Consider the following 21212-nt stretch of genomic DNA (forward strand, 5'->3'; position numbering starts at 1 on the left):
GAAAGGGCCCCTCTTCCGGGAGGGGCCCTTTCGCCGTGCCTGCCTCGCGATCGCTCGCGATCTCGCGCGCCACGTGCGGCTGTGCCGTAGTGCCGGCGTGCCGTCGTGCCGGCGTGGAAAAGGCGGGCGGCCCGCCCCGAGCCGGGGAGGGCCGCCCGCCCTGTCCGTCGCGCGGACCTACCGCAGCCGCGCCATCAGGGCGTGCTCGACCAGGGTGATCAGCGCCGACTTGGCGTCCGCGCGGTGGCGGGCGTCGGTCGTGATGATCGGGGTGTCCGGGCCGATCTGCAGCGCCTCGCGCACCTCGTCCGGGTTGTACGGCTGGTTGCCGTCGAAGCCGTTGAGCGCGATGACGAAGGGCAGGCCGCTGTTCTCGAAGTAGTCGACGGCGGGGAAGCAGTCGGCGAGCCGCCGCGTGTCGACCAGCACGATCGCGCCGATCGCGCCGCGGACCAGGTCGTCCCACATGAACCAGAAGCGGTCCTGGCCCGGTGTACCGAACAGGTACAGGATCAGGTCCTGGTCCAGGGTGATACGGCCGAAGTCCATGGCGACCGTCGTGGTCGTCTTGTCCCCGGTGTGGGTCAGGTCGTCGATGCCTGCCGAAGCAGACGTCATGACGGCCTCCGTGCGCAGCGGGTTGATCTCCGAGACGGCACCCACGAACGTGGTCTTGCCCACGCCGAAGCCGCCCGCCACCACGATCTTCGCGGAGGTGGTGGAGCGGGAAGGACCGCCGCTAGAGCTTGCGAAGTCCACTGAGCACCCTTTCGAGCAGTGTCACGTCTGGCTGTCCACCGGCGTTCTCGTCGCCGCCGGGCTGATGGATGGCGACCAGGCCCGCCTCCGCCAAGTCGGCGACGAGGATCCTGGCCACGCCGAGCGGGATCGTCAGCAGGGCCGAGACCTCGGCCACCGACTTGATCTCGCGGCACAGATTGCAGATCCGCTGATGCTCGGGCAGTTGGCCCTGCATCTGGTGCGGCTGCGCTGTGGTGTGGACCAGCGCCTCGATGGCGAGCTGGTACCGCGGCCGGGTCCGGCCGCCCGTCATGGCGTACGGGCGCACCAGGGGATTGTTCGACGCCCCGGCGGGCGTCGGCTCAGGGGTACGTCGTTGCGGCTCCACCGGCTGGATGCGCGGCGCCGGCGGCTGATCGTACGGCGAAGGGCCGGGGCCCTGGGGCGCGTACGGCTGCCGGTGGCTCGGGGCGGAGGGGAAGTTGTACGGGTTCGCCGGACCGTCGCCCTGGCCCTGGGCAGGGCCGTACGACCAGTTGCCCGAAGGCGAACCGCTTGGGGGTGTTGCCACTCTCTCTCCTCCTCCGACTGCGCCGGGCTCCAACCCTGTGGAAGCCGCGTCCCGAAACCTTACGGCCCCGGGACGCCAAAACGCACCGTTCGACTGTTAGTTGAGAAGGCTCCCCTGGAGCTCCGCACGGAGATCCGGGGTGAGAACCGTGCCCGCACGGTCCACCAGAAGAGCCATCTCGTACCCAATGAGGCCGATGTCCGCCTCGGGGTGTGCAAGAACCGCGAGCGACGAACCGTCGGAGATGGACATGAGGAAGAGGAATCCCCGCTCCATCTCCACAACTGTCTGGTTCACGCTGCCGCCCTCGAAGATGCGCGAAGCACCGGCGGTCAGCGAGGTCAGACCGGAGGCGACGGCCGCGAGCTGGTCGGCGCGGTCGCGGGGGAAGCCTTCGGACATCGCCAGAAGGAGTCCGTCGGCGGAGACCACCACGGTGTGGGACACCCCGGGGGTGTTGTCCACGAAGTTGGTGATCAACCAGTTCAGGTTCTGTGCCGCCTGGCTCATCGGGCTCACACTAACGCTCCTGGTTGTAGGTGCTGTCAGGACCGAAGCCCTGGCCGTTCTTTTCACTTCCTGCGCTGCGTCCCCGCTGCACGCCCCGGCGCAGGTTGCTCAGCCTGCCCCTGACGTCCTCGGGGGCGCGGGAGACCTGTGGGCCGCCCTGCGGGGTCGATTCCGCGGTCCCCTCGACCAGATTGGCCTTGGGCACCCGCCTCGGCAGACCGGAGGAGGTCACCCCGCCTGCCTTGGGCTTCCGGAGCTGCGAGGCCTGCTGCCAGCGTTCGTCGTTCGCCGAACGCCAGTCGCCGTCGCCCTTGCTCTCCGGGGTGCGGGCCGGCGCCTCCTGGTTCACGCGCCGCGCGCCGTTCGAACCGCTCGGGGTGGATCCGCGGCGGGGCAGCCCGGCGTCGGTCAGCTCGTGAGCGGCGGAGGGGGCCGTTCCCGGACGGTCGAAGCCTACGCGGTCCGGCTCGCTCACGTCAGCGGCCTGCGTGGATTCCGCTTCCGGAGCGTACTGGTCCGGGTAGCCGTTGCGGTAGCCGTTGCCCTGGGGCCAGTCGTCCTGGTAGGGCTGCTCGGCGAAGGCGCCGTACGTGTCCGACGCGGCGCCGTGCGCCCGCGCCTGCTCGTCCTGCGCCGGCTCCGCATACGCGGGCTCCGGGTATCCGCCGTTCGTGGCGTAGCCGTTGTTCTGCGGCAGGCCGCCGTTCGGCGCGAAGTACTGGTCGTCGTAGGACGGCCGGCCCGGCTCCTCGTACGCGCTCCGCTGCTCCTCGTACGCCGTCTGCCCCTGGTCGCCGTACGCCGTCTGCGCGTCGTACCCGCCCTGCTGCTCGGGGTAGGGCAGCTGACCTGTGTCGTAGGCCTGACCGCCGGTGGGCCCGTCGGTGTACGCGGGTGTCTCGGAGGTCTCCTGCCCGGACTGCTCCCCGTGCGTCTGGGCCTCCAGGGCGGCGCGGCGCTCCTCGCGCATCAGCGAGCGGCCGACGGGGTCCAGGTCGCGGATGTCGTCCGGGACCTCGTAGCGGCTGTCGTCGAAGCCGAGCTCCGCGGCCGTCCGCATCGGCGGCTGCATCCGGCTGAAGTCCTCACCCTGGAACTGCTGCTCCGGGATGATCTGCGAGACCGTGAACTCGTCGCGGTTCAGCGCCTGCTCGCCGCCACCGCCGTGGGTGATCGCGTCCGGCAGCATGACCAGCGAGGTCGTGCCGGCCTGCTCGCCGGAGGGGCGCAGCTGGACGCGGATGCCGTGCCGGTCGGCGAGGCGGCCGACCACGAACAGGCCCATGCGCTGGGAGATCGCCACGTCCACGGTCGGCGGGTTGGCCAGCTTGTGGTTGATGTCGGCGAAGTCCTCGGGGGTCAGGCCGATGCCCTTGTCGTGGATCTCGATCATGACGCGGCCGTCGGGGAGACGGGTCGCGGTGACGCGGACCTTGGTCTGCGGCGAGGAGAACGTGGTGGCGTTCTCCAGGAGCTCGGCGAGCAGGTGCACGAGGTCGGTCACGGCGCGGCCGTGGATCTCGGCCTCCGGGACGCCGGAGAGCTCGATGCGCTCGTACTGCTCCACCTCGGAGGAGGCGGCGCGCAGCACGTCGACCAGCGGGACCGGCTGGTCCCAGCGGCGGCCGGGCTCCTCGCCCGCGAGGACGAGGAGGTTCTCGCCGTTGCGGCGCATACGGGTCGCCAGGTGGTCCAGGCGGAAGAGGTTCTCCAGCTGGTCCGGGTCGGCCTCGTTGTTCTCCAGGTCGGTGATCAGGGTCAGCTGGCCCTCGATCAGCGACTGGTTGCGGCGCGAGAGGTTGGTGAAGATCGCGTTGATGTTGCCCCGCAGCAGGGCCTGCTCGGCGGCGAGCCGGACGGCCTCGCGGTGGACCTGGTCGAAGGCGCGGGCGACTTCGCCGATCTCGTCGGTCGAGGTGATCGGGATCGGCGCCACCCGGGTGTCGACCCGGCCGGGGTCGGTGCGCGAGAGCTGGTCGACCAGCATCGGCAGGCGCTGCTCGGCGATGCCGAAGGCGGCGTTGCGCAGCTGGCGCATGGAGCGGCTCATCTGGCGGGCCACCATGCCGGCCAGGATGAACGCGGCGAGCAGGGCGACCAGGACGATCGCGCCGGTGATGAACGTCGACTGCTGGGCGTCGTCGGCGATGTTGGAGGCCTCGTTCACCGCCTTGTCGGCCATGTCCGACTCGATCTTCTCGTAGGCGTCGAACCTGAGGGTGTTGGCCGCCCACCAGTTCTGCGGGGTGATCCCCCTGCGGGCGAGCGCGAGGCGCTCGGTCGCGCTCGTGCTCTGCAGCGACGCGACGGCCCCGACCATCTTCTGCGGGTCGGCCGGCGGCGCGACGTAGTTCGGGTCCTTGGCCTTGGCCTGCTGGACCATCGCCGCGCCCTGGACCTGCGCCTGCTTCAGGGCCGCGTCGAGCTTGTCGGAGTCGCCCTGGGTGCCGCCGCCGCGGTACTCCTCGGAGGCGATGCCCTCCAGGTAGGCGTACGAGGCGAGGGCGGTGCGCTGGCTGGCCATGTTGGGGGCGTCGGGGCCCGGCTTGACCAGCAGGTGCATGCCGATGGACCGCTCCAGCGACAGGGCGGCCTTGGTCAGCGAGATGGCGTAGACGGTACGGCCGTAGGAGGTGATGTTGCCGGTGCCCAGACCGAGCTCGTTGGCGAACTCCATCAGGGGGTGGGCGATCCGGACGTAGCCCTCCTCGGTCTGCACGCCGGTGAGCTTGGGGCTGTAGGCGGCGGCGCGCAGCTGCGTCAGTCCGGGCTCCGTCTCGCGGAACAGCTTCAGCCGGCGTTCGACGCCGGGCGTCTGCGGCGCGCCCTGCGCGGCCTGGTCGAAGGCGTCGGCGGCCTTGTCGGTGAGCCGGCGGGCCTCGGTGACGGTCGCGTTGTCCTGGCCCTTGCCCTGCAGGAGGGGAGTGGCGGTGATGTCGCGCTCGTTGTAGAGGGCGTTGGCGTAGGTCAGCGAGGCCTGCACCAGGCGCGCGGTCTTCTCCGCGTCCTGGGCTTCCTGCCAGGTGTCGATCGAGCTCTTGACCTGGAAGCCGCCCATGACGAGGCCGACCAGCACGGGTATGAGCAGGATCGCGTTCAGCCGGGTCGGCACCCGCCAGTTGCGGGGGGAGAGACGGCCACCGCTCGGAGCGGGAGCGGCCGTCGGTTCCGACCCGGGCACGGGTGCGGGCGCCGCACCGCGCGGCGGCGGGGTGAAGTTGCCCCGGGCCGACGGCTCGGGGCCGTTCTTGCTTCGCCTCACTCGACCAACAACCTCTCGGCGGTCGGCACCAACGTTGTGCCGCAGTGTCTCAGAGCCCAGTTACGACTCGACTGATGAGTACGTCTTTGACTATTGGGCAGTTCAGGCATTCCAGCACGTCAGCCAGCGCTCTTCCAAACAGTGGAAACGTGCGGAGCGAGCCGTTGTAAACCCCAGATAAATCGGTCATAAAGAGCGAGCCCCGCCAAAAGGCGGGGCGATCGTGCGCACAGCGACACCGGATGTGCGCGACGCGTGGCCACACCACCGGATTCCTCTGCCGAAACGTTATGAACACCGGGGCCGACCGTGTCAAAGGACACAGCCGGCTCCGGTGCTGCTACGACAACTTCCGTATGGATCTTTCGACTTGGGTGCTACCTGAAACGACTTCCGGGCGTTACCGCAGCCGGGCCATCAGGGCGTGCTCGACCAGGGTGATCAGCGCCGACTTGGCGTCCGCGCGGTGGCGGGCGTCGGTCGTGATGATCGGGGCGTCCGGACCGATCTGCAGCGCCTCGCGCACTTCCTCCGGGTTGTACGGCTGGTGCCCGTCGAAGCCGTTGAGCGCGACCACGAAGGGCAGGCCGCTGTTCTCGAAGTAGTCGACGGCGGGGAAGCAGTCGGCGAGCCGCCGCGTGTCCACCAGGACGACCGCGCCGATCGCGCCGCGGACCAGGTCGTCCCACATGAACCAGAAGCGGTCCTGGCCCGGTGTACCGAACAGGTACAGGATCAGGTCCTGGTCCAGGGTGATACGGCCGAAGTCCATGGCGACCGTCGTGGTCGTCTTGTCCCCGGTGTGGGTCAGGTCGTCGATGCCTGCCGAAGCAGACGTCATGACGGCCTCCGTGCGCAGCGGGTTGATCTCCGAGACGGCACCCACGAACGTGGTCTTGCCCACGCCGAAGCCACCCGCCACCACGATCTTCGCGGAGGTGGTCGCCCGGCCTCCGTCAGAGCTTGCGAAGTCCACTGAGCACCCTTTCGAGCAGCGTCACATCCGGTGCGCCGCCGTTGTTCTCGTCGCCGCCCGGCTGGTGGATGGCCACCAGCCCGGCCTCGGCCAGGTCCGCGACGAGGATCCGGGCCACACCGAGCGGCATGGCCAGCAGTGCCGAAACCTCGGCGACCGACTTCACCTCGCGGCACAGATGGCAGATCCGCTGGTGCTCCGGGAGCAGTCCCATCAGCGCTGCCGGGTCGGCCGTCGTGCTGATCAGCGCCTCTATGGCGAGCTGATAGCGCGGCCGGGTCCGGCCGCCGGTCATCGCATAGGGACGTACCAGCGGCTGGTCGCCCTCGTCCCCGTACGGCTCGGCGTACGGATCATGAGAGGCGGTGGGCGGGGTCATGAATCCTCCGGGCGGGACAGCAAGTCGGTCAGTCAAGCCGTCGGACGGGGCCGGTGGGGGGATTGTGGCGGCCGGACGGTGATTTGGTGAGGTGGGTGGTACCGGGACCGGTCAGTGGAGCAGACTGCCCTGTAGTTCGGCACGCAGGTCGGGCGTCAGTACCGCCCCGGCGCGGTCGACGAGCAGCGCCATCTCGTAGCCGACGAGGCCGATGTCGCACTCGGGGTGCGCGAGAACGGCCAGGGACGACCCGTCCGAGACGGACATGAGGAAGAGGAAGCCGCGCTCCATCTCCACGACCGTCTGCGCGACACTGCCTCCCTCGAAGATCCGGGAGGCCCCGGCGGTCAGCGAGGTGAGGCCGGACGCGACGGCCGCGAGCTGGTCGGCGCGGTCGCGCGGGAACCCTTCGGACATCGCCAGAAGGAGTCCGTCCGCGGAAACCACGACGGTGTGGGACACCCCGGGGGTGTTGTCCACGAAGTTGGTGATCAACCAGTTGAGGTTCTGTGCCGCCTGGCTCATCGGGCTCAACTAACGCTCCTGCTGGTGAGTGGGGCTGGGATAGCTGCCCGTCTGACCGGAGTTGGCCTGACGACCCTGTGCGATGCCCCGACGGAGATTGGTCAGCCGGCCGCGTACGTCGTCAGGCGCACGCGAGACCTGCGGACCGCTCTGGTGCTGTTGCTGCTGAGCCGTGCCCGGGACGAGGTTCGCCCGGGGCACCCGGCGCGGCAGGCCGGATGTGGTGACGCCGCCCGCCGCCGGCTGCCGTACGCGCTCTGCCTGCCGGACGAGATCGTCGTTCGGCGAGCTGCGCCACGGCGCTGAGGCGGGACGCTGGGGGGCCGAGGAGGCCTGCGGCTGCTGCGGGGCCGGGGCCGCGGCGGAGCCGTTGCCCTGCTGCTGGCGGTCGCCGCCGCGGAACCAGTTGGTCTCCAGGGTGTCGTACAGCGGTGTCCGTCCGTCGCCGGGACCCGCGGCCGGCGGAAGGGCCTCGGGCTCGCGACGGGCGGGATGCTGCGGGGCCGACGGACGCTGGGCGCCGAGGTCGGCACCCGAGCCGCCGGACTGGGGCCGCTCGAACTGGCCGGTGGACGACGGGTCCTGACGGCCAGGCAGGGAGTGCCGGCCGGTGGAGCCGCTGTCGTACCCCGGCTGGGCGTACTGGCCGGTGGAGCCGCTGCCGTAGGCCTGTGGGGCGGCGTACTGGCCGGTGGAACCGCTGTCGTAGGCCTGCGGAGCCGCGAACTGACCGGTGGAGGAGGGGTTGTTCTGCGGCGCCGACTGGCCGTAGACGTCCTGGCGCACGAACGAACCGGTGCCCTGCCCGGAGTCGGCGCCGAACTGACCGGTGTTCTGCGCGCCGCCCGGACGTGGGGCGTCGAAGTCGGGACGCGGGAACTCGGACGTGGAGCCGGGACCCTGCAGGTCGTTGTGGCGCGGGACCACCGGCAGCTCCGCGGTCGCGCCCGGGCCCTGCCGGTCGTCGACCCGCGGCATCCGGGAGGTGTGCGCCGGACCCTGCTCGTCGTGGCCGCGCGGCGCGTCGAGCGCGGCGCGGTCGTCGCCCCAGCCCGTGGACCGGGACGGCGGGTTGCCGCCGGGCAGCTCCGCACGCGGACCGCCGCGCGGGGACAGCTGCTGCTGCCGGCCCTGTTCGGCGCCGTTCGACCGCTGCGGGGGCACGGCGCCGCGGCCGCCGCCGAAGACGTCCTGGCGCTGCTGCCCGTCGCCGAAGCCCTGGGACCCGGCGGGAGCCTGGCCACCGAAGCCGGCACCCGCGCCCGGCGCCGGGGACATCCCCTGGTCGAACGAGGAGGGGGACGTGGCGGACGGACGGCCCTGCTGCTGTGCCGGACCCTGCGGCCCGCGCGGACCGCCAGGCCCGCCGGGACGGCCGCCCGTGCCGGGCAGCGCCGCGCGCGAGCCCTGGCCGGCGCCCACCTGACCGCGCGGACCGGCACCGGCGCCGAGCCGGCCGGCACCGCCGCCCGAGGCGCCGCCGCCCTGCTGACCGCCCTGGCGACGCGCCGCGGCGACACCGGCCGAAGCCTGCGCGGCCGCCGGACCGCCGGCGGAGGGAGAGCCGGGCTTGCCCGGAGCGGGCTTCTTGCCGCCCTGGGCGACGTCCACGGGCAGCATGACCAGCGCGGTCGTGCCACCGGAGTCGGACGGGCGCAGCTGGATGCGGATGCCGTGGCGCTGCGAGAGACGGCCGACCACGAACAGACCCATGCGGCGGGAGACGGAGACGTCCACGGTGGGCGGCGAGGCGAGCCGCTCGTTGATCGCCGCGAGGTCCTCGGGGGAGAGGCCGATGCCGGTGTCGTGGATCTCGATCAGGACGCGGCCGTCGGGCAGCGCGTGACCGGTGACCTTGACCTTGGTCTGCGGCGAGGAGAAGGAGGTCGCGTTCTCGAGCAGCTCGGCGAGCAGGTGCACGAGGTCGTTGACCACGCGGCCGGCGACCTCGGTCGTCGGCACGGCGGCCAGCTCGATGCGCTCGTACTGCTCCACCTCGGACGCGGCGGCGCGGAGCACGTCGACCAGCGGGACCGGGCGGGTCCAGCGGCGGCCGGGCTCCTCACCCGCGAGGACGAGGAGGTTCTCACCGTTACGGCGCATGCGCGTCGCGAGGTGGTCGAGCTTGAACAGCGAGGAGAGCTGGTCCGGGTCGGCCTCGCGGGACTCCAGTTCGGAGATGAGCGACAGCTGACGCTGGATGAGGCCCTGGGAGCGGCGCGAGAGGTTGGTGAACATCGCGTTGACGTTGCCCCGCAGCAGGGCCTGCTCGGCGGCGAGGCGGACCGCCTCGCGGTGCACGTCGTCGAAGGCCGCGGCCACCTGGCCGATCTCGTCCCGGGAGTGCACACCGACCGACTCCACGGACGTGTCGACGTCCTGCGGGTCGGACTCGGACAGCTGCTTGACCAGCTCGGGCAGACGGTCCTGGGCGACCTTGGTGGCGGTCTCCTGGAGCCGGCGCAGCGAGCGGATCATGGAGCGGGCCACGACGAAGGCGCCGACCAGCGACACGCCGAGGACGAGGAGGATCAGCGCACCGGAGATGATCGCGTCGCGCTCGGTGGCGCTGCGCAGCTCGCGGGCCTTCTGCTCCATGTCCTCGAGCAGCGTGTGCTCGATCTTCTTCATCTGCTCGATCTTGGTCGAGCTGTCGTCCACCCAGTCGCGGTAGGAGCGCTTCTGCAGACCGCCCAGGCCGTCCGCCGAGCCGAGGGCGCGGCGGGCGTAGATGTCGGCGGCCTCGATCGTCGGGTTGCCCTCGTCGATGGGCTTGACGATTTCCTCGGCGCCGTCGCCGTAGATGTTGCGGAAGCTGCTGAGTTCGGACTTCTGGCTCTCCAGGGCCGACTCGGCGTAGAGCCGGTCGTTCTCGGAGAGGCTGCCCGTGGTGGTGTTGGTCGAGGGCAGGGCCGCCGCGATGACGGCGCGCTGCACGGACGCGTACTCCTTGGCGGAGGAGAAGGCCGACAGGGCACGCGTGCGCTGGATCATCTCCGGGTTGCTGGTCGCCTCGGCCATGTCCTGGGAGAGGCCGAGCAGTTCGGTGATGAGGCGGTGGTAGGCCTCCACCGTCTGGGTGGAGTTGTCCTTGGCCTGGTAGGCGTCCTGGCGGATCTTGCCCAGGCTGTTGAGCTCGCTGGCGAGGCCGACGAGGCTGTCGCGGACGCCGAGGAGGTTGCCGTCCTTGCTCGCGGCGTCGATCTCCTCGGAGGCGCTGAGGAAGTTCGCCTTGGCGCGGTCCGTCTTGTCCCGGTAGCCCTTGACCGTGTAGTCGGTCGCCTTCAGGCCGTGCGCCATGGGGCCGGCGGACTGGTCGCGCTCCTCCTGGAGCGCGGCGGCCAGCTCGGTGGCCTGCTTGGTCATGTCCGTCAGCAGCTTCATGTTGTCGAGCTGCTGGATGTCGTCCATGGACTGGTTGATGCGCAGCGCGCCGAGCGAGGTGGCCGCGACCACCGGAAGCGCGAGCAGCGACACCAGGCGCGTGGAGATGCGCCAGTTGCGCAGGGCCACTCGCGAACCGGGGCCCGACGGGCCCTTGGGGGGCTTCACCGGCGGAGTGGGGCTCTCCGACGGTGACACGGAGACACTGGATCGCCCGGCGCGCTCTCCGCCGTCACCGGACGGGGCCGAGCCCGGGTTCTGGGCGTGCTGGGGCGAGGAACCACGGTCGGTCCCGCCGTGCGGCTCCGGCTCCGCCGAAGCGCTGCCATCCCTCTTGAAACGTCCCTGCACTAGCGTCGCAACCTCTGGACCAGGCGCCCCTCCGCGCGAACGGAAGGACGGTGTCGGCGTTGTGGGGAGCGTCCTGAACACGCGCCCCAGGGTGGTCGTGAGTGACCGGCGCTGGCTCCCCCAATCTCGCCGCCACTCGGCGCTGCGTTGCGCCCCCTGCGCGCCGGCTCGATCCCGCGGCGGTCCGTGGCATTCCAGCACAGTGCCGGATCTCCAACAAGGCTCGCGTACCTAGCTGTGACCTCTGTGACACCCCGTGAGTGCAGCGTTACCCGTGGTGGAAAGTGATCTCGAACATTGCGGACATATCGCTACGATCCCGCGAGTCGCGGATGGTGTCCCAGTCGCCATGATCAGGAGCGGAATGAAGGCTTCAGGGGTGCAATGTCCTTTTTGTTAAGACGGAAAGCGCGTCGGAATTGCCCCGAATGTCGGCGGGCTAGTGAGCAAACTCACAGGCAGATCACGGGCTCTTCACGTCTTCGGCCGGGAATTGCATGTTTAGCCTGGCGCTTTACAGAGATGGCAAATCCGACAACCCGCGCCCGCGGGGGTCCCGCGACCTCCCGGCGCCGTACACGACAGGGCCTCCCACAACCGTGAAGACGACGCTGATGTTCCGCACCATAGCCAACCCGCGGCGCACGACTCTGGTGCACCTCGAGGACGCCGACGCACTGCAGACGCCGGAACAGCCGGAGCACTCCGTCACCCTCCCCGAGCAGACCGCCAACCCGCGGCGCACCGTCCTCATGGAGGTCCCCGTCGCCGCGTCCGTCGCCCAGTAGTACGCACGCCGGCCGGCGGATGCTCAAACGGCCGGCACGACGACAGGGGCGTCCCGGGGCCGGGGCGCCCCTTCCTGCTGCGGGGGTGATGCGCGAGGTGGCGGGGGTCCTGCCGCGTTAGCCTGGATCGTCAGACTCCAGCCAGTTCAGGTAAGGGGCGCAAGGATCCCGTGCGCATCGCCAGATTCTCCATCGACGGGAACGTCGCCTTCGGCGCGGTCGAGGGCGACAAGCCGGACGAGCTCGTCCTCGACATCATCAAGGGCATCCCGTTCGCGGACTTCGCGCTCTCCGGCACGAAGGTGCCGCTGAGCAAGGTCCGGCTATTGCCGCCGGTGCTGCCCAACAAGGTCGTGGCCTTCGGCCGCAACTACGCCGAACACGCCCGCGAGCTGGGGAACGAGGTGCCGGACGCCCCGTTCGCCTTCTTCAAGCCGTCCACCTCGGTGATCGGCTCCGGCGACGAGATCCAGTACCCGCCCTTCTCCCAGGAACTGCACCATGAGGCGGAACTGGCCGTCGTCATCGGCCGCATGTGCCGCGAGGTCCCCCGCGAGCGCGTCAAGGACGTGATCTTCGGCTACACCTGCGCCAACGACGTCACCGCCCGCGACGTGCAACGGCGCGAGAAGCAGTGGGCCAGGGCCAAGGGCTTCGACACCTCCTGCCCGCTCGGCCCCTGGGTGGAGACGGACCTCGACCTCGCCGCCGCGTCCGACCTGACCGTGCAGCTCACCGTCAACGGCGAACAGCGCCAGCTCGGGCGCACCAGCGAGATGATCCACTCCGTCGAGGATCTGATCGTCAACATCTCCGAGGCCATGACGCTGCTGCCCGGCGACGTGATCCTCACGGGCACCCCGGCAGGGGTCGGCCCCCTCAACGTCGGCGACGAGGTCGCCGTCACCATCGAAGGCATCGGCACTCTCACCAACAAGGTTGTCAAGCGTGGCTAGCGCACCCTCCCCCAAGCTCTCGGCTTCGCTCGAGCAGGGGGTACCCCCATCCTCCGTACGCGTCCGTTTCTGCCCGTCGCCCACCGGTAACCCCCATGTGGGCCTGGTGCGCACCGCCCTGTTCAACTGGGCGTTCGCCCGGCACCACCAGGGCACCCTGGTCTTCCGCATCGAGGACACCGACTCGGCCCGCGACTCCGAGGAGTCCTACAACCAGCTCCTCGACGCGATGCGCTGGCTCGGCTTCGACTGGGACGAGGGCCCCGAGGTCGGCGGCCCGCACGCCCCGTACCGCCAGTCGCAGCGGATGGACCTCTACCGGGACGTCGCCCGGAAGCTGCTGGACGCCGGCCACGCCTACCACTGCTACTGCTCGCAGGAGGAGCTGGACAGCCGCCGCGAGGCCGCCCGCGCCGCCGGCAGGCCCTCCGGCTACGACGGCCACTGCCGCGACCTCACGGACGGACAGGTCGAGCAGTACAAGGCCCAGGGCCGGGCGCCCATCGTCCGCTTCCGGATGCCCGACGAGACGATCACCTTCAACGACCTGGTCCGCGGCGAGCTGACCTTCACCCCGGAGAACGTGCCGGACTACGGCATCGTCCGGGCCAACGGCGCCCCCCTGTACACCCTGGTCAACCCGGTCGACGACGCCCTGATGGAGATCACCCACGTCCTGCGCGGCGAGGACCTGCTCTCCTCCACCCCGCGGCAGATCGCCCTCTACAAGGCGCTGATCGAGCTCGGCGTCGCCAAGGGCACCCCCGAGTTCGGCCACCTGCCCTACGTGATGGGCGAGGGCAACAAGAAGCTCTCCAAGCGCGACCCGCAGTCGAGCCTCAACCTCTACCGGGAGCGCGGCTTCCTGCCCGAGGGCCTGCTCAACTACCTCTCCCTGCTCGGCTGGTCGCTCTCGGCCGACCAGGACATCTTCTCCGTCGAGGAGATGGTCGCGGCCTTCGAGATCGGGGACGTGAACCCCAACCCGGCCCGCTTCGACCTGAAGAAGTGCGAGGCGATCAACGCCGACCACATCCGGATGCTGGACGTGAAGGACTTCACGGAGCGCTGCCGCCCGTGGCTGCAGGCCCCGGCCGCCCCCTGGGCCGCGGAGGACTTCGACGAGGCGCGGTGGCAGGCGATCGCCCCGCACGCCCAGACCCGTCTGAAGGTCCTGTCCGAGATCACCGACAACGTCGACTTCCTGTTCCTGCCGGAGCCGGTCTTCGACGAGGCCTCCTGGACCAAGGCGATGAAGGAGGGCTCGGACGCCCTGCTGCGCACCGCCCGGGAGAAGCTGGAGTCGGCGGACTGGACCTCGGCGGAGTCCCTCAAGGAGGCCGTCCTGGCCGCCGGCGAGGCCCACGGCCTCAAGCTCGGCAAGGCGCAGGCCCCGGTCCGTGTCGCGGTCACCGGCCGCACCGTCGGCCTGCCCCTCTTCGAGTCGCTGGAGATCCTCGGCAAGGAGAGGACGCTGGCCCGCGTCGACGCGGCGCTGGCCAGGCTCGCCGCGTAGGCGGGACCACCACCGGACACCGGGCCCGGTTCGCGGCAGCCCGCCGCGAACCGGGCCCGCCGCCGTTCCCGCCGACGGCGGGGGCGCCTTCGCCTACGGTGGGGGCATGAGCGTCAAGGCCGTCGTCTGGGACGTCGACGACACCCTCTTCGACTACACGACCGCGGACCGCGCCGGGATGCGCGACCACCTGGCGGCCGAGGGGCTGCTGGACGGATACGAGTCCGCGGACCACGCCCTCGCCCACTGGCGGCGGATCACCGACGCGCAGTGGGCGCGGTTCTCGGCGGGGGAGGTGACCTTCGAGGGGCAGCGCCGGGACCGCGTGCGGGTCTTCCTCGGCCGCCCCGAGCTGTCCGACGGCGAGGCCGACGACTGGTTCCGGCGTTATCTCGGTCACTACGAGGCCGCCTGGGCCCTCTTCCCGGACGTGCTGCCCGCCCTGGACGCGCTCGCCGCCAGCCACCGGCACGCGGTGCTGTCCAACTCCAGCCTGCACGTCCAGGAGCACAAGCTGCGCACCCTGGGCCTCCGGGACCGGTTCGAGGCCGTCCTGTGCGCCGCCGAGCTCGGCGTGTCCAAGCCGGAGGCCCGCGCCTTCCTCGCCGTCTGCGAGGCGCTGAGGCTGCGCCCGCACGAGGTCGCCTACGTCGGGGACCACCCGGAGATCGACGGGCGCGGCGCCGCCGAGGCCGGCCTGGTGTCGGTGTGGATCGACCGTGGTGGCGTGTACACGGCCGGGGCCGGCGCACCCACGCGGCGGCACCGGATCGCGTCCCTCGCCGAACTCCCCGCGATCGTCACCGCGGATACCCGTTTTGGAGCCCCGTCCACCTTCGGGTAATGTTCTTCCTGCGCCGCCGGGGAGCGGGCCGAAAGGCCGGAACCGGAGGCGCAACGCTAGAACAAGATCCCCTCCGGGGCTTGCGTTCCAGTGGCCTATGGTGTAATTGGCAGCACGACTGATTCTGGTTCAGTTAGTCTTGGTTCGAGTCCAGGTAGGCCAGCTCGCAGAGCTCATCTGCACCACGCGGATCATGTCCGCGAGCCCCCGTTGTGTAGCGGCCTAGCACGCTGCCCTCTCAAGGCAGTAGCGCCGGTTCGAATCCGGTCGGGGGTACAGATCCTTCCCGCGAAGGCAACCGGGTCGCTCCCGTTGCCTCCGATGCAGGATCGCTAGGGCCCCCGTTGTGTAGCGGCCTAGCACGCCGCCCTCTCAAGGCGGTAGCGCCGGTTCGAATCCGGTCGGGGGTACTGACTGGTCTAAACCAACATTGGTCTATGGTGTAATTGGCAGCACGACTGATTCTGGTTCAGTTAGTCTTGGTTCGAGTCCAGGTAGACCAGCTCGGACCTGCGGAAACGCAGTGTCCATGCCCCCGTTGTGTAGCGGCCTAGCACGCCGCCCTCTCAAGGCGGTAGCGCCGGTTCGAATCCGGTCGGGGGTACGCAGTCGGAAGGGCCCTCCCTCGGGAGGGCCCTTCCGCGTTCTCCGCGTCCCTCACCGCGCGATTCCTCACCGCGCGCCGAACCGGCGGCCCGACTCCTCGGCCTCCGCCAGCCGGCGCAGGCTGAGCAGCACCGGCTCGTACAGCACGGTCAGCGCCACCGCGGCCTCCACCTGCTCGTCCGGTGTCTCGTAGCGGTCCACCAGGTCCAGGTCGGTGACGGCGATCCGCTCCATCGCGCGGGCGTAGGGCTCCAAGTCGTCGACGGCGCACGGGTAGCCGAGCCGGGACAGCGCGGCGATCGCGGGCACCAGCATTCCGTACGCCGGCGCGGTCACCGGCTCGCCGGGGGAGCGGCCGCAGGACCAGCCGAGGCGGTCCAGGAGCGCGTCGGCTCCGCGCCGGGCGGCCTCGGTGGCCGGGTGGGTCTCGTCGGGCGCCGGACCGTGCGGCAGGGCCCATACGGCGGTGCCCAGACGCCGGTTGCGGTCCAGATCCTCGTCCTGGAGGGCGGCCAGCACCTCACGGGCCGAGTTCACCGGGATCCGCCCCACCTGGATCAGCGCCCGCACCAGCCGCAGCCGCCGCAGGTGCTCCTCGTCGTACTCGGCCTGGGTGGCGGTGATCAGGCGGCCCGGGTGCAGCAGGCCCTCGCGCAGGTAGTACTTGATCGTCGCCGTCGACACCCCGCTGCGCGCGCTCAGCTCCGCCAGTCGCATTCCGTCCCGCACCCGCTTCCTTGCCGCTTTCACTTTCTCGCGCGCTCTCCTCCTGCGCCGCCCATGGGAGAGTGTCACTGTCCAAGTTCTCGTGCAGTACTGGGAGTCCGAGGGGAAGCTCCTCGCCTATGCCTCCGCGCCGGACCGCGGCCACCGGCCGGCCTGGGCCGCCTTCAACCGGCGGCTGCGCGAGGGCAGGGGCAGGGTCGGCTTCTGGCACGAGACCTGTGTCGTGCCCGCCGGGTCCCATGAGTCGATCTACATGAACATGCCGGAGTACGGCCTGGGCCGGGCCACGGGCGTGGTCCCGGTCGGCCGCCGCGGTGACCGGGCCGCGGAGCGGCTGCGGATGTCGTGAGGCGTGCGGCGCCGCCCCCGCACACGCGGCCGGCCGGCTCCTGGTCCCGAGGGGGTCCGGAGCCGGCCGGCCGCGCCATGTGTGTCGGTGGGGCGGGGTCCCTGCCGGGTGGGCCTGCCGCGGCGTTGAGGCCGGCCCGTCCCGGTGGCGATGTGCCCGGTGGTCAGCCGGAGCGGCGCAGTGCCTCGGAGAGGCGGCCGGCCGCGTCGATGACGGCCTGGGCGTGCATCCGGCCCGGGTGGCGGGTCAGGCGCTCGATGGGGCCGGAGACCGAGACGGCGGCCACCACGCGGTTGGAGGGGCCGCGTACGGGCGCGGAGACGGACGCGACGCCCGGCTCGCGCTCGCCGATGGACTGGGCCCAGCCACGGCGCCGTACGCCCGACAGGGCCGTCGCCGTGAAGCGGGCCCCTTGCAGGCCCCGGTGCAGCCGCTCGGGCTCCTCCCAGGCCATCAGCACCTGCGCCGAGGAACCGGCCTTCATCGTCAGCGTCGAGCCGACCGGGACCGTGTCCCGCAGGCCGGACAGGCGCTCCGCCGCGGCGACGCAGATGCGCATGTCGCCCTGGCGCCGGTAGAGCTGCGCGCTCTCGCCCGTGACGTCCCGGAGATGGGTGAGCACCGGGCCCGCGGTGGCGAGGAGGCGGTCCTCGCCGGCCGCCGCGGCCAGTTCCGCGAGGCGCGGGCCGAGGATGAACCGGCCCTGCATGTCGCGCGCCACCATGCGGTGGTGTTCCAGGGCCACGGCCAGCCGGTGGGCCGTGGGTCGTGCCAGTCCGGTCGCCGCGACCAGACCCGCGAGGGTGGCCGGACCGGACTCCAGGGCGCTCAGGACGAGGGCTGCCTTGTCCAGAACGCCGACGCCGCTACTGTTGTCCATGCAACGATACTTGCGTCTCACTCTGTGAAACGCAAGTTCAATTTTCCGTGGAACACGCCACTCTGGAAGTCACAGCGGCCCGTGGACCGACGGGCCCGGCTGCGGACACCCGAGGGGGGCGCGGGTGCCGTTCCTCAAGATCTCTAGTTGGGCCGGCGCGTTCGCGTCCGGCCGGAGGGAAAGCGATGGGTAGGACACTCGCTGAGAAGGTCTGGGACGACCACGTCGTCCGGCGCGCCGAGGGCGAGCCCGATCTCCTCTTCATCGATCTGCACCTGCTGCACGAGGTGACCAGCCCCCAGGCCTTCGACGGCCTCCGCAAGAGCGGGCGCGACGTGCGCCGCCTCGACCTCACCATCGCGACCGAGGATCACAACACCCCGACCCTCGACATCGACAAGCCCATCGCCGACCCGGTCTCCCGCGCCCAGCTGGAGACGCTGCGCAAGAACTGCGCCGAGTTCGGTGTCCGGTTGCACCCGCTGGGCGACGTCGAGCAGGGCGTCGTGCACGTCGTCGGCCCGCAGCTCGGGCTGACCCAGCCGGGCACGACCGTCGTCTGCGGCGACTCGCACACCTCGACGCACGGCGCCTTCGGCGCGCTGGCGTTCGGCATCGGCACCTCGCAGGTCGAGCACGTGCTGGCCACCCAGACGCTGCCGCTGGCCCGCCCGAAGACCATGGCGATCACGGTCGAGGGCGAACTGCCCGAGGGCGTCACGGCCAAGGACCTGATCCTGGCGATCATCGCCAAGATCGGTACGGGCGGTGGCCAGGGCTACATCCTGGAGTACCGCGGCTCCGCCATCGAGAAGCTCTCGATGGAGGCCCGCATGACCATCTGCAACATGTCGATCGAGGCCGGCGCCCGCGCGGGCATGATCGCCCCCGACGAGACCACCTTCGACTACCTCAAGGGCCGTCCGCACGCCCCCGAGGGCGAGGACTGGGACGCCGCGGTGGCGTACTGGAGGACGCTGCGCACGGACGACGACGCGGTCTTCGACGCCGAGGTCGTCATCGACGCCGCCGAGCTGTCGCCGTTCGTCACCTGGGGCACCAACCCCGGCCAGGGCGCGCCGCTTTCGGCCGCCGTCCCCGACCCGGCTTCGTACGAAGACGCATCGGAGCGCCTGGCCGCCGAAAAGGCCCTGGAATACATGGGGTTGGAGGCCGGGCAGCCGCTGCGCTCCATCAAGGTGGACACCGTCTTCGTAGGCTCCTGCACCAACGGCCGCATCGAGGACCTGCGGGCCGCCGCCGCCATCCTGCGGAGCCGCAAAGTCGCCGACGGCGTACGGATGCTGGTCGTCCCGGGCTCCGCGCGGGTGGGGCTGCAGGCCGTCTCCGAGGGCCTGGACGTGGTCTTCAAGGAGGCCGGCGCCGAATGGCGGCACGCGGGCTGCTCGATGTGCCTCGGGATGAACCCCGACCAGCTCGCCCCCGGTGAGCGCTCCGCCTCCACCTCCAACCGCAACTTCGAGGGCCGGCAGGGCAAGGGCGGCCGCACCCACCTGGTGTCGCCGCAGGTCGCGGCCGCCACGGCGGTCCTGGGCCACCTGTCCTCCCCGGCCGACCTGACCGACGTCGACGCCGCCGCAACGCCCGCTGGAGTCTGAATCATGGAAGCCTTCACCACCCACACCGGCCGGGCCGTCCCGCTGCGCCGCGGCAACGTCGACACCGACCAGATCATCCCCGCCCACTGGCTCAAGAAGGTCACGCGCGACGGGTTCGAGGACGGGCTGTTCGAGGCCTGGCGCAAGGACCCCGAGTTCGTGCTCAACCGCCCCGAGCGGCAGGGCGCCACGGTCCTGGTCGCCGGCCCCGACTTCGGCACCGGCTCCTCCCGCGAGCACGCCGTCTGGGCGCTGCAGAACTACGGCTTCAAGACCGTGATCTCCTCCCGCTTCGCGGACATCTTCCGGGGCAACTCGCTGAAGAACGGCCTGCTCACGGTGGTCCTGGAGCAGAAGATCGTGGACGCGCTGTGGGAGCTCACCGAGAAGGACCCCACGGCTGAGGTCACTGTGGACCTTGAGGCGCGTGAGGCGCGGGCCGAAGGCATCACCGCCTCCTTCGAACTGGACGAGAACTCCCGCTGGCGGCTGCTGAACGGGCTGGACGACATCTCCCTCACCCTCCGGAACGAGGCCGACATCGCCACGTACGAGGCGAAGCGCCCGTCGTTCAAGCCGCGGACCCTGCCGGTCTGAAACGGCACCGCCCCAGGCCGGTGATCCACTGCTGCGACAGCGCCGATCACCCCCGGGCAAGTCGAGTTTCGGCCATCGCGAGACCCCCCGCCGTGCCCCCGATCACCCCGATCGGGGGTACGGCCTTTTTCGGCTCCCGCGCCGCGGCGCGCCGCCGTGCCGGGTGCCAACGTCCCACGTTATGCAGGGTGTTGCCGGGGTAATCGACTTCCCAGGTCCCGACCGACGCAGGCGCTCGTGAGGCCGTTTGAGGCGGCAGTTGCCCCCTGGGCAGGCGACAACTCGCCCCAGATGGCACAATCTGTGCATGGACAACGACGGCCAACTCGAGCTCTATACGGCGGTCGCGGCCCAGCTGAAGGAAGCGCACGGAAGAGTGCGCGCACTGCAAGTCCCGGAGGGCGTACGGATGGCGCTGACCCGGAAGCTGCTGGTCATTACGGCCGCGGCCAAGCACGATCTCGCCGACGCGGCAAGGCGTCTGGACCGGTTCACGGCAGACCTCGACGAGGGTCGACTCCCCGAAGAGGAACGCTGAACCAGCCGAGACCGTCGAGTCCGTTGCGGCACAAGGGTGATTAGCCCGTTTCGTGTTTGATTTGCGGTATATATCTGCCTAACGTGCGAAAAGCTTGAACACTTTCGTTCTGGCGAGGTCTCCGAAGGGGAAGACGTGAACAAGGCGCAGCTCGTAGAAGCGATTGCCGACAAGATGGGCGGCCGGCAGCAGGCCGCCGACGCCGTCGACGCGGTGCTGGACGCCATCGTCCGCGCGGTGGTCGGGGGAGACCGGGTCTCGGTCACCGGCTTCGGGTCCTTCGAGAAGGTGGACCGCCCCGCCCGCTACGCCCGCAACCCGCAGACGGGTGAGCGGGTCCGGGTCAAGAAGACCTCCGTTCCCCGCTTCCGGGCCGGCCAGGGCTTCAAGGACCTGGTGGGCGGCTCCAAGAAGCTCCCGAAGCACGACATCGCCGTGAAGAAGGCGCCCAAGGGCAGCCTCACCGGCCCCACGGCCACCATCGCCAAGGCCGCCGGCAAGAAGGCCGCCGCCAAGAAGGCGGCGGGTGCGGCGAAGACGGCCGCCGCGAAGAAGGCCGCGGCCAAGAAGACGACCGCCGCGGCCAAGAAGACCGCGGCGAAGAAGACGACCGCCAAGAAGACCACGGCGGCCGCCGCGAAGAAGACCGCGGCGAAGAAGACCACGGCCAAGAAGACGACGACGGCCAAGAAGGCCCCGGCCAAGAAGGCGACGGCCAAGAAGGCCCCCGCCAAGAAGTCGACGGCCCGCAAGACCACCGCCAAGAAGACCACGGCCCGCGGCAAGTAGGGCACACGGGTGCACACGGGTCCTCACGCGCCGGGCCGGACTCCTCGGGGAGCCCGGCCCGCGGCGCGTCCGGTGGCCCTGACGTGCCCGCTCGGTCCGCTCAGAAGGTCTGCAGGGTCACCAGCGTGATCCGCGGGGCGCCGTCGGCGCCCTCCGTCTCGATCCGCACCCGCTGCCCGGGGCGCAGCAGCCGCAGACCCCCCGCGTCGAACGCCGGAGCGTCGAAGGGCACCGGCGTCCCGTCGTCCAGGAGCACCTGCCCGCTGCGGGTTTCGGGGTCGTACGTGTATGCGGTCGCCTGCATG

At 70.8% G+C, this 21212-nt stretch carries 19 protein-coding genes, 5 tRNA genes and 1 pseudogene; 14 read left to right on the forward strand and 11 right to left on the reverse strand.

From position 1 onward, the window contains the following. Positions 1-177 precede the first annotated feature (177 nt). The 8 genes from ACIQ9G_RS30950 to ACIQ9G_RS30985 all read right to left on the reverse strand — a co-directional run bounded on the left by ACIQ9G_RS30950 (position 178) and on the right by ACIQ9G_RS30985 (position 10699). Complete coding sequence (locus ACIQ9G_RS30950; RefSeq protein ID WP_026248371.1) at positions 178-759, reverse strand: ATP/GTP-binding protein; 582 nt, start codon at positions 757-759, stop codon at positions 178-180. After that, entirely contained in the window at positions 740-1312 is a 573-nt protein-coding gene (locus tag ACIQ9G_RS30955; protein WP_403616157.1) for a DUF742 domain-containing protein, read from the reverse strand. The genes ACIQ9G_RS30950 and ACIQ9G_RS30955 overlap by 20 nt, the downstream gene beginning before the upstream one ends. 96 nt (positions 1313-1408) lie before the next feature. Beyond that, entirely contained in the window at positions 1409-1822 is a 414-nt protein-coding gene (locus tag ACIQ9G_RS30960) for a roadblock/LC7 domain-containing protein (protein ID WP_030948713.1), read from the reverse strand. A gap of 10 nt (positions 1823-1832) precedes the next feature. Continuing rightward, positions 1833-5084, reverse strand: a complete 3252-nt coding sequence (locus tag ACIQ9G_RS30965; protein WP_403616160.1) for a nitrate- and nitrite sensing domain-containing protein — start codon at positions 5082-5084, stop codon at positions 1833-1835. A 400-nt stretch (positions 5085-5484) separates the two neighbouring features. Beyond that, positions 5485-6060 carry an ATP/GTP-binding protein gene (locus ACIQ9G_RS30970; RefSeq protein ID WP_356194935.1) on the reverse strand — a complete coding sequence of 192 codons (576 nt, stop codon included), beginning with the start codon at positions 6058-6060 and terminating at the stop codon, positions 5485-5487. Next, positions 6041-6439 (reverse strand): DUF742 domain-containing protein, encoded by a 399-nt coding sequence (locus ACIQ9G_RS30975; RefSeq protein ID WP_019058642.1) that lies wholly within the window; start codon positions 6437-6439, stop codon positions 6041-6043. The genes ACIQ9G_RS30970 and ACIQ9G_RS30975 overlap by 20 nt, the downstream gene beginning before the upstream one ends. Before the next feature lie 111 nt (positions 6440-6550). Then, positions 6551-6964 carry a roadblock/LC7 domain-containing protein gene (locus ACIQ9G_RS30980; RefSeq protein WP_003993189.1) on the reverse strand — a complete coding sequence of 138 codons (414 nt, stop codon included), beginning with the start codon at positions 6962-6964 and terminating at the stop codon, positions 6551-6553. Between the two features lie 9 nt (positions 6965-6973). Then, positions 6974-10699, reverse strand: a complete 3726-nt coding sequence (locus ACIQ9G_RS30985) for a nitrate- and nitrite sensing domain-containing protein (protein WP_403616163.1) — start codon at positions 10697-10699, stop codon at positions 6974-6976. A gap of 599 nt (positions 10700-11298) precedes the next feature. Here ACIQ9G_RS30985 and ACIQ9G_RS30990 point away from each other — a divergent pair. From ACIQ9G_RS30990 to ACIQ9G_RS31030, 9 genes are all read left to right on the forward strand, one after another. Then, a complete protein-coding gene (locus ACIQ9G_RS30990) occupies positions 11299-11487 on the forward strand; it encodes a hypothetical protein (protein ID WP_392194409.1) in 189 nt (62 codons plus the stop codon). 170 nt (positions 11488-11657) lie between these two features. Then, entirely contained in the window at positions 11658-12443 is a 786-nt protein-coding gene (locus ACIQ9G_RS30995; protein ID WP_403616165.1) for a fumarylacetoacetate hydrolase family protein, read from the forward strand. Further along, positions 12436-13959: a glutamate--tRNA ligase gene (gene gltX / locus ACIQ9G_RS31000; protein WP_403616167.1), complete on the forward strand. Its 1524-nt coding sequence runs from the start codon at positions 12436-12438 to the stop codon at positions 13957-13959. The genes ACIQ9G_RS30995 and gltX overlap by 8 nt, the downstream gene beginning before the upstream one ends. Before the next feature lie 106 nt (positions 13960-14065). Beyond that, positions 14066-14803, forward strand: a complete 738-nt coding sequence (locus ACIQ9G_RS31005) for an HAD family hydrolase (RefSeq protein ID WP_403616169.1) — start codon at positions 14066-14068, stop codon at positions 14801-14803. A gap of 91 nt (positions 14804-14894) precedes the next feature. Continuing rightward, positions 14895-14966: transfer RNA gene (locus ACIQ9G_RS31010), tRNA-Gln, on the forward strand. 40 nt (positions 14967-15006) lie between these two features. Further along, positions 15007-15079: transfer RNA gene (locus ACIQ9G_RS31015), tRNA-Glu, on the forward strand. Between the two features lie 61 nt (positions 15080-15140). After that, a tRNA-Glu gene (locus ACIQ9G_RS31020) sits at positions 15141-15213 on the forward strand. Between the two features lie 21 nt (positions 15214-15234). After that, positions 15235-15306, forward strand: a tRNA-Gln gene (locus ACIQ9G_RS31025). Positions 15307-15334: 28 nt separating this feature from the next. After that, positions 15335-15407: transfer RNA gene (locus tag ACIQ9G_RS31030), tRNA-Glu, on the forward strand. Positions 15408-15475: 68 nt separating this feature from the next. Here ACIQ9G_RS31030 and ACIQ9G_RS31035 read toward each other — a convergent pair. Then, a complete protein-coding gene (locus tag ACIQ9G_RS31035) occupies positions 15476-16126 on the reverse strand; it encodes a MerR family transcriptional regulator (protein ID WP_403616171.1) in 651 nt (216 codons plus the stop codon). Positions 16127-16214: 88 nt separating this feature from the next. On the opposite strand from ACIQ9G_RS31035, the pseudogene ACIQ9G_RS31040 reads away from it, so the two are divergent. Next, positions 16215-16484, forward strand: a pseudogene (locus ACIQ9G_RS31040) (monooxygenase family protein); the annotation flags it as partial. A 163-nt stretch (positions 16485-16647) separates the two neighbouring features. Here the strand turns inward: ACIQ9G_RS31040 and ndgR are convergent. Further along, positions 16648-17364 (reverse strand): IclR family transcriptional regulator NdgR, encoded by a 717-nt coding sequence (ndgR, locus tag ACIQ9G_RS31045; RefSeq protein ID WP_189900496.1) that lies wholly within the window; start codon positions 17362-17364, stop codon positions 16648-16650. 185 nt (positions 17365-17549) lie between these two features. Here ndgR and leuC point away from each other — a divergent pair, with 185 nt between their 5' ends. From leuC to ACIQ9G_RS31065, 4 genes are all read left to right on the forward strand, one after another. Next, positions 17550-18983, forward strand: a complete 1434-nt coding sequence (gene leuC / locus ACIQ9G_RS31050; protein WP_403616174.1) for a 3-isopropylmalate dehydratase large subunit — start codon at positions 17550-17552, stop codon at positions 18981-18983. Between the two features lie 3 nt (positions 18984-18986). Next, the gene (leuD, locus tag ACIQ9G_RS31055) at positions 18987-19580 is read left to right on the forward strand and encodes a 3-isopropylmalate dehydratase small subunit (RefSeq protein WP_403616176.1); all 594 of its coding nucleotides are present in this window, start codon (positions 18987-18989) and stop codon (positions 19578-19580) included. 307 nt (positions 19581-19887) lie between these two features. Next, on the forward strand, positions 19888-20118 hold the full coding sequence (locus tag ACIQ9G_RS31060; RefSeq protein ID WP_403616178.1) for a hypothetical protein: 231 nt from the start codon (positions 19888-19890) through the stop codon (positions 20116-20118). 135 nt (positions 20119-20253) lie between these two features. Further along, the gene (locus tag ACIQ9G_RS31065) at positions 20254-20907 is read left to right on the forward strand and encodes an HU family DNA-binding protein (RefSeq protein ID WP_403616181.1); all 654 of its coding nucleotides are present in this window, start codon (positions 20254-20256) and stop codon (positions 20905-20907) included. A 100-nt stretch (positions 20908-21007) separates the two neighbouring features. Here ACIQ9G_RS31065 and ACIQ9G_RS31070 read toward each other — a convergent pair whose 3' ends face one another. Then, positions 21008-21211, reverse strand: coding sequence for a hypothetical protein (locus ACIQ9G_RS31070; protein ID WP_356191620.1), 204 nt, complete (start codon positions 21209-21211; stop codon positions 21008-21010). Between the last annotated feature and the right edge of the window lies 1 nt (position 21212).

The sequence above is a fragment of the Streptomyces sp. NPDC096152 genome, from assembly GCF_044763235.1.
Lineage (GTDB): Bacteria > Actinomycetota > Actinomycetes > Streptomycetales > Streptomycetaceae > Streptomyces.

Excerpts from the sequence above, each read along its gene's own strand:
- ACIQ9G_RS30960 (WP_030948713.1), bottom strand. The coding sequence starts at position 1,822 with ATGAGCCAGGCGGCACAGAACCTGAACTGGTTGATCACCAACTTCGTG.
- ACIQ9G_RS30975 (WP_019058642.1), bottom strand. The coding sequence starts at position 6,439 with ATGACCCCGCCCACCGCCTCTCATGATCCGTACGCCGAGCCGTACGGG.
- ACIQ9G_RS30980 (WP_003993189.1), bottom strand. The coding sequence starts at position 6,964 with ATGAGCCAGGCGGCACAGAACCTCAACTGGTTGATCACCAACTTCGTG.
- ACIQ9G_RS31005 (WP_403616169.1), top strand. The coding sequence starts at position 14,066 with ATGAGCGTCAAGGCCGTCGTCTGGGACGTCGACGACACCCTCTTCGAC.
- ACIQ9G_RS31035 (WP_403616171.1), bottom strand. The coding sequence starts at position 16,126 with ATGCGACTGGCGGAGCTGAGCGCGCGCAGCGGGGTGTCGACGGCGACG.
- ndgR (WP_189900496.1), bottom strand. The coding sequence starts at position 17,364 with ATGGACAACAGTAGCGGCGTCGGCGTTCTGGACAAGGCAGCCCTCGTC.
- leuC (WP_403616174.1), top strand. The coding sequence starts at position 17,550 with ATGGGTAGGACACTCGCTGAGAAGGTCTGGGACGACCACGTCGTCCGG.
- leuD (WP_403616176.1), top strand. The coding sequence starts at position 18,987 with ATGGAAGCCTTCACCACCCACACCGGCCGGGCCGTCCCGCTGCGCCGC.
- ACIQ9G_RS31060 (WP_403616178.1), top strand. The coding sequence starts at position 19,888 with ATGGACAACGACGGCCAACTCGAGCTCTATACGGCGGTCGCGGCCCAG.
- ACIQ9G_RS31070 (WP_356191620.1), bottom strand. The coding sequence starts at position 21,211 with ATGCAGGCGACCGCATACACGTACGACCCCGAAACCCGCAGCGGGCAG.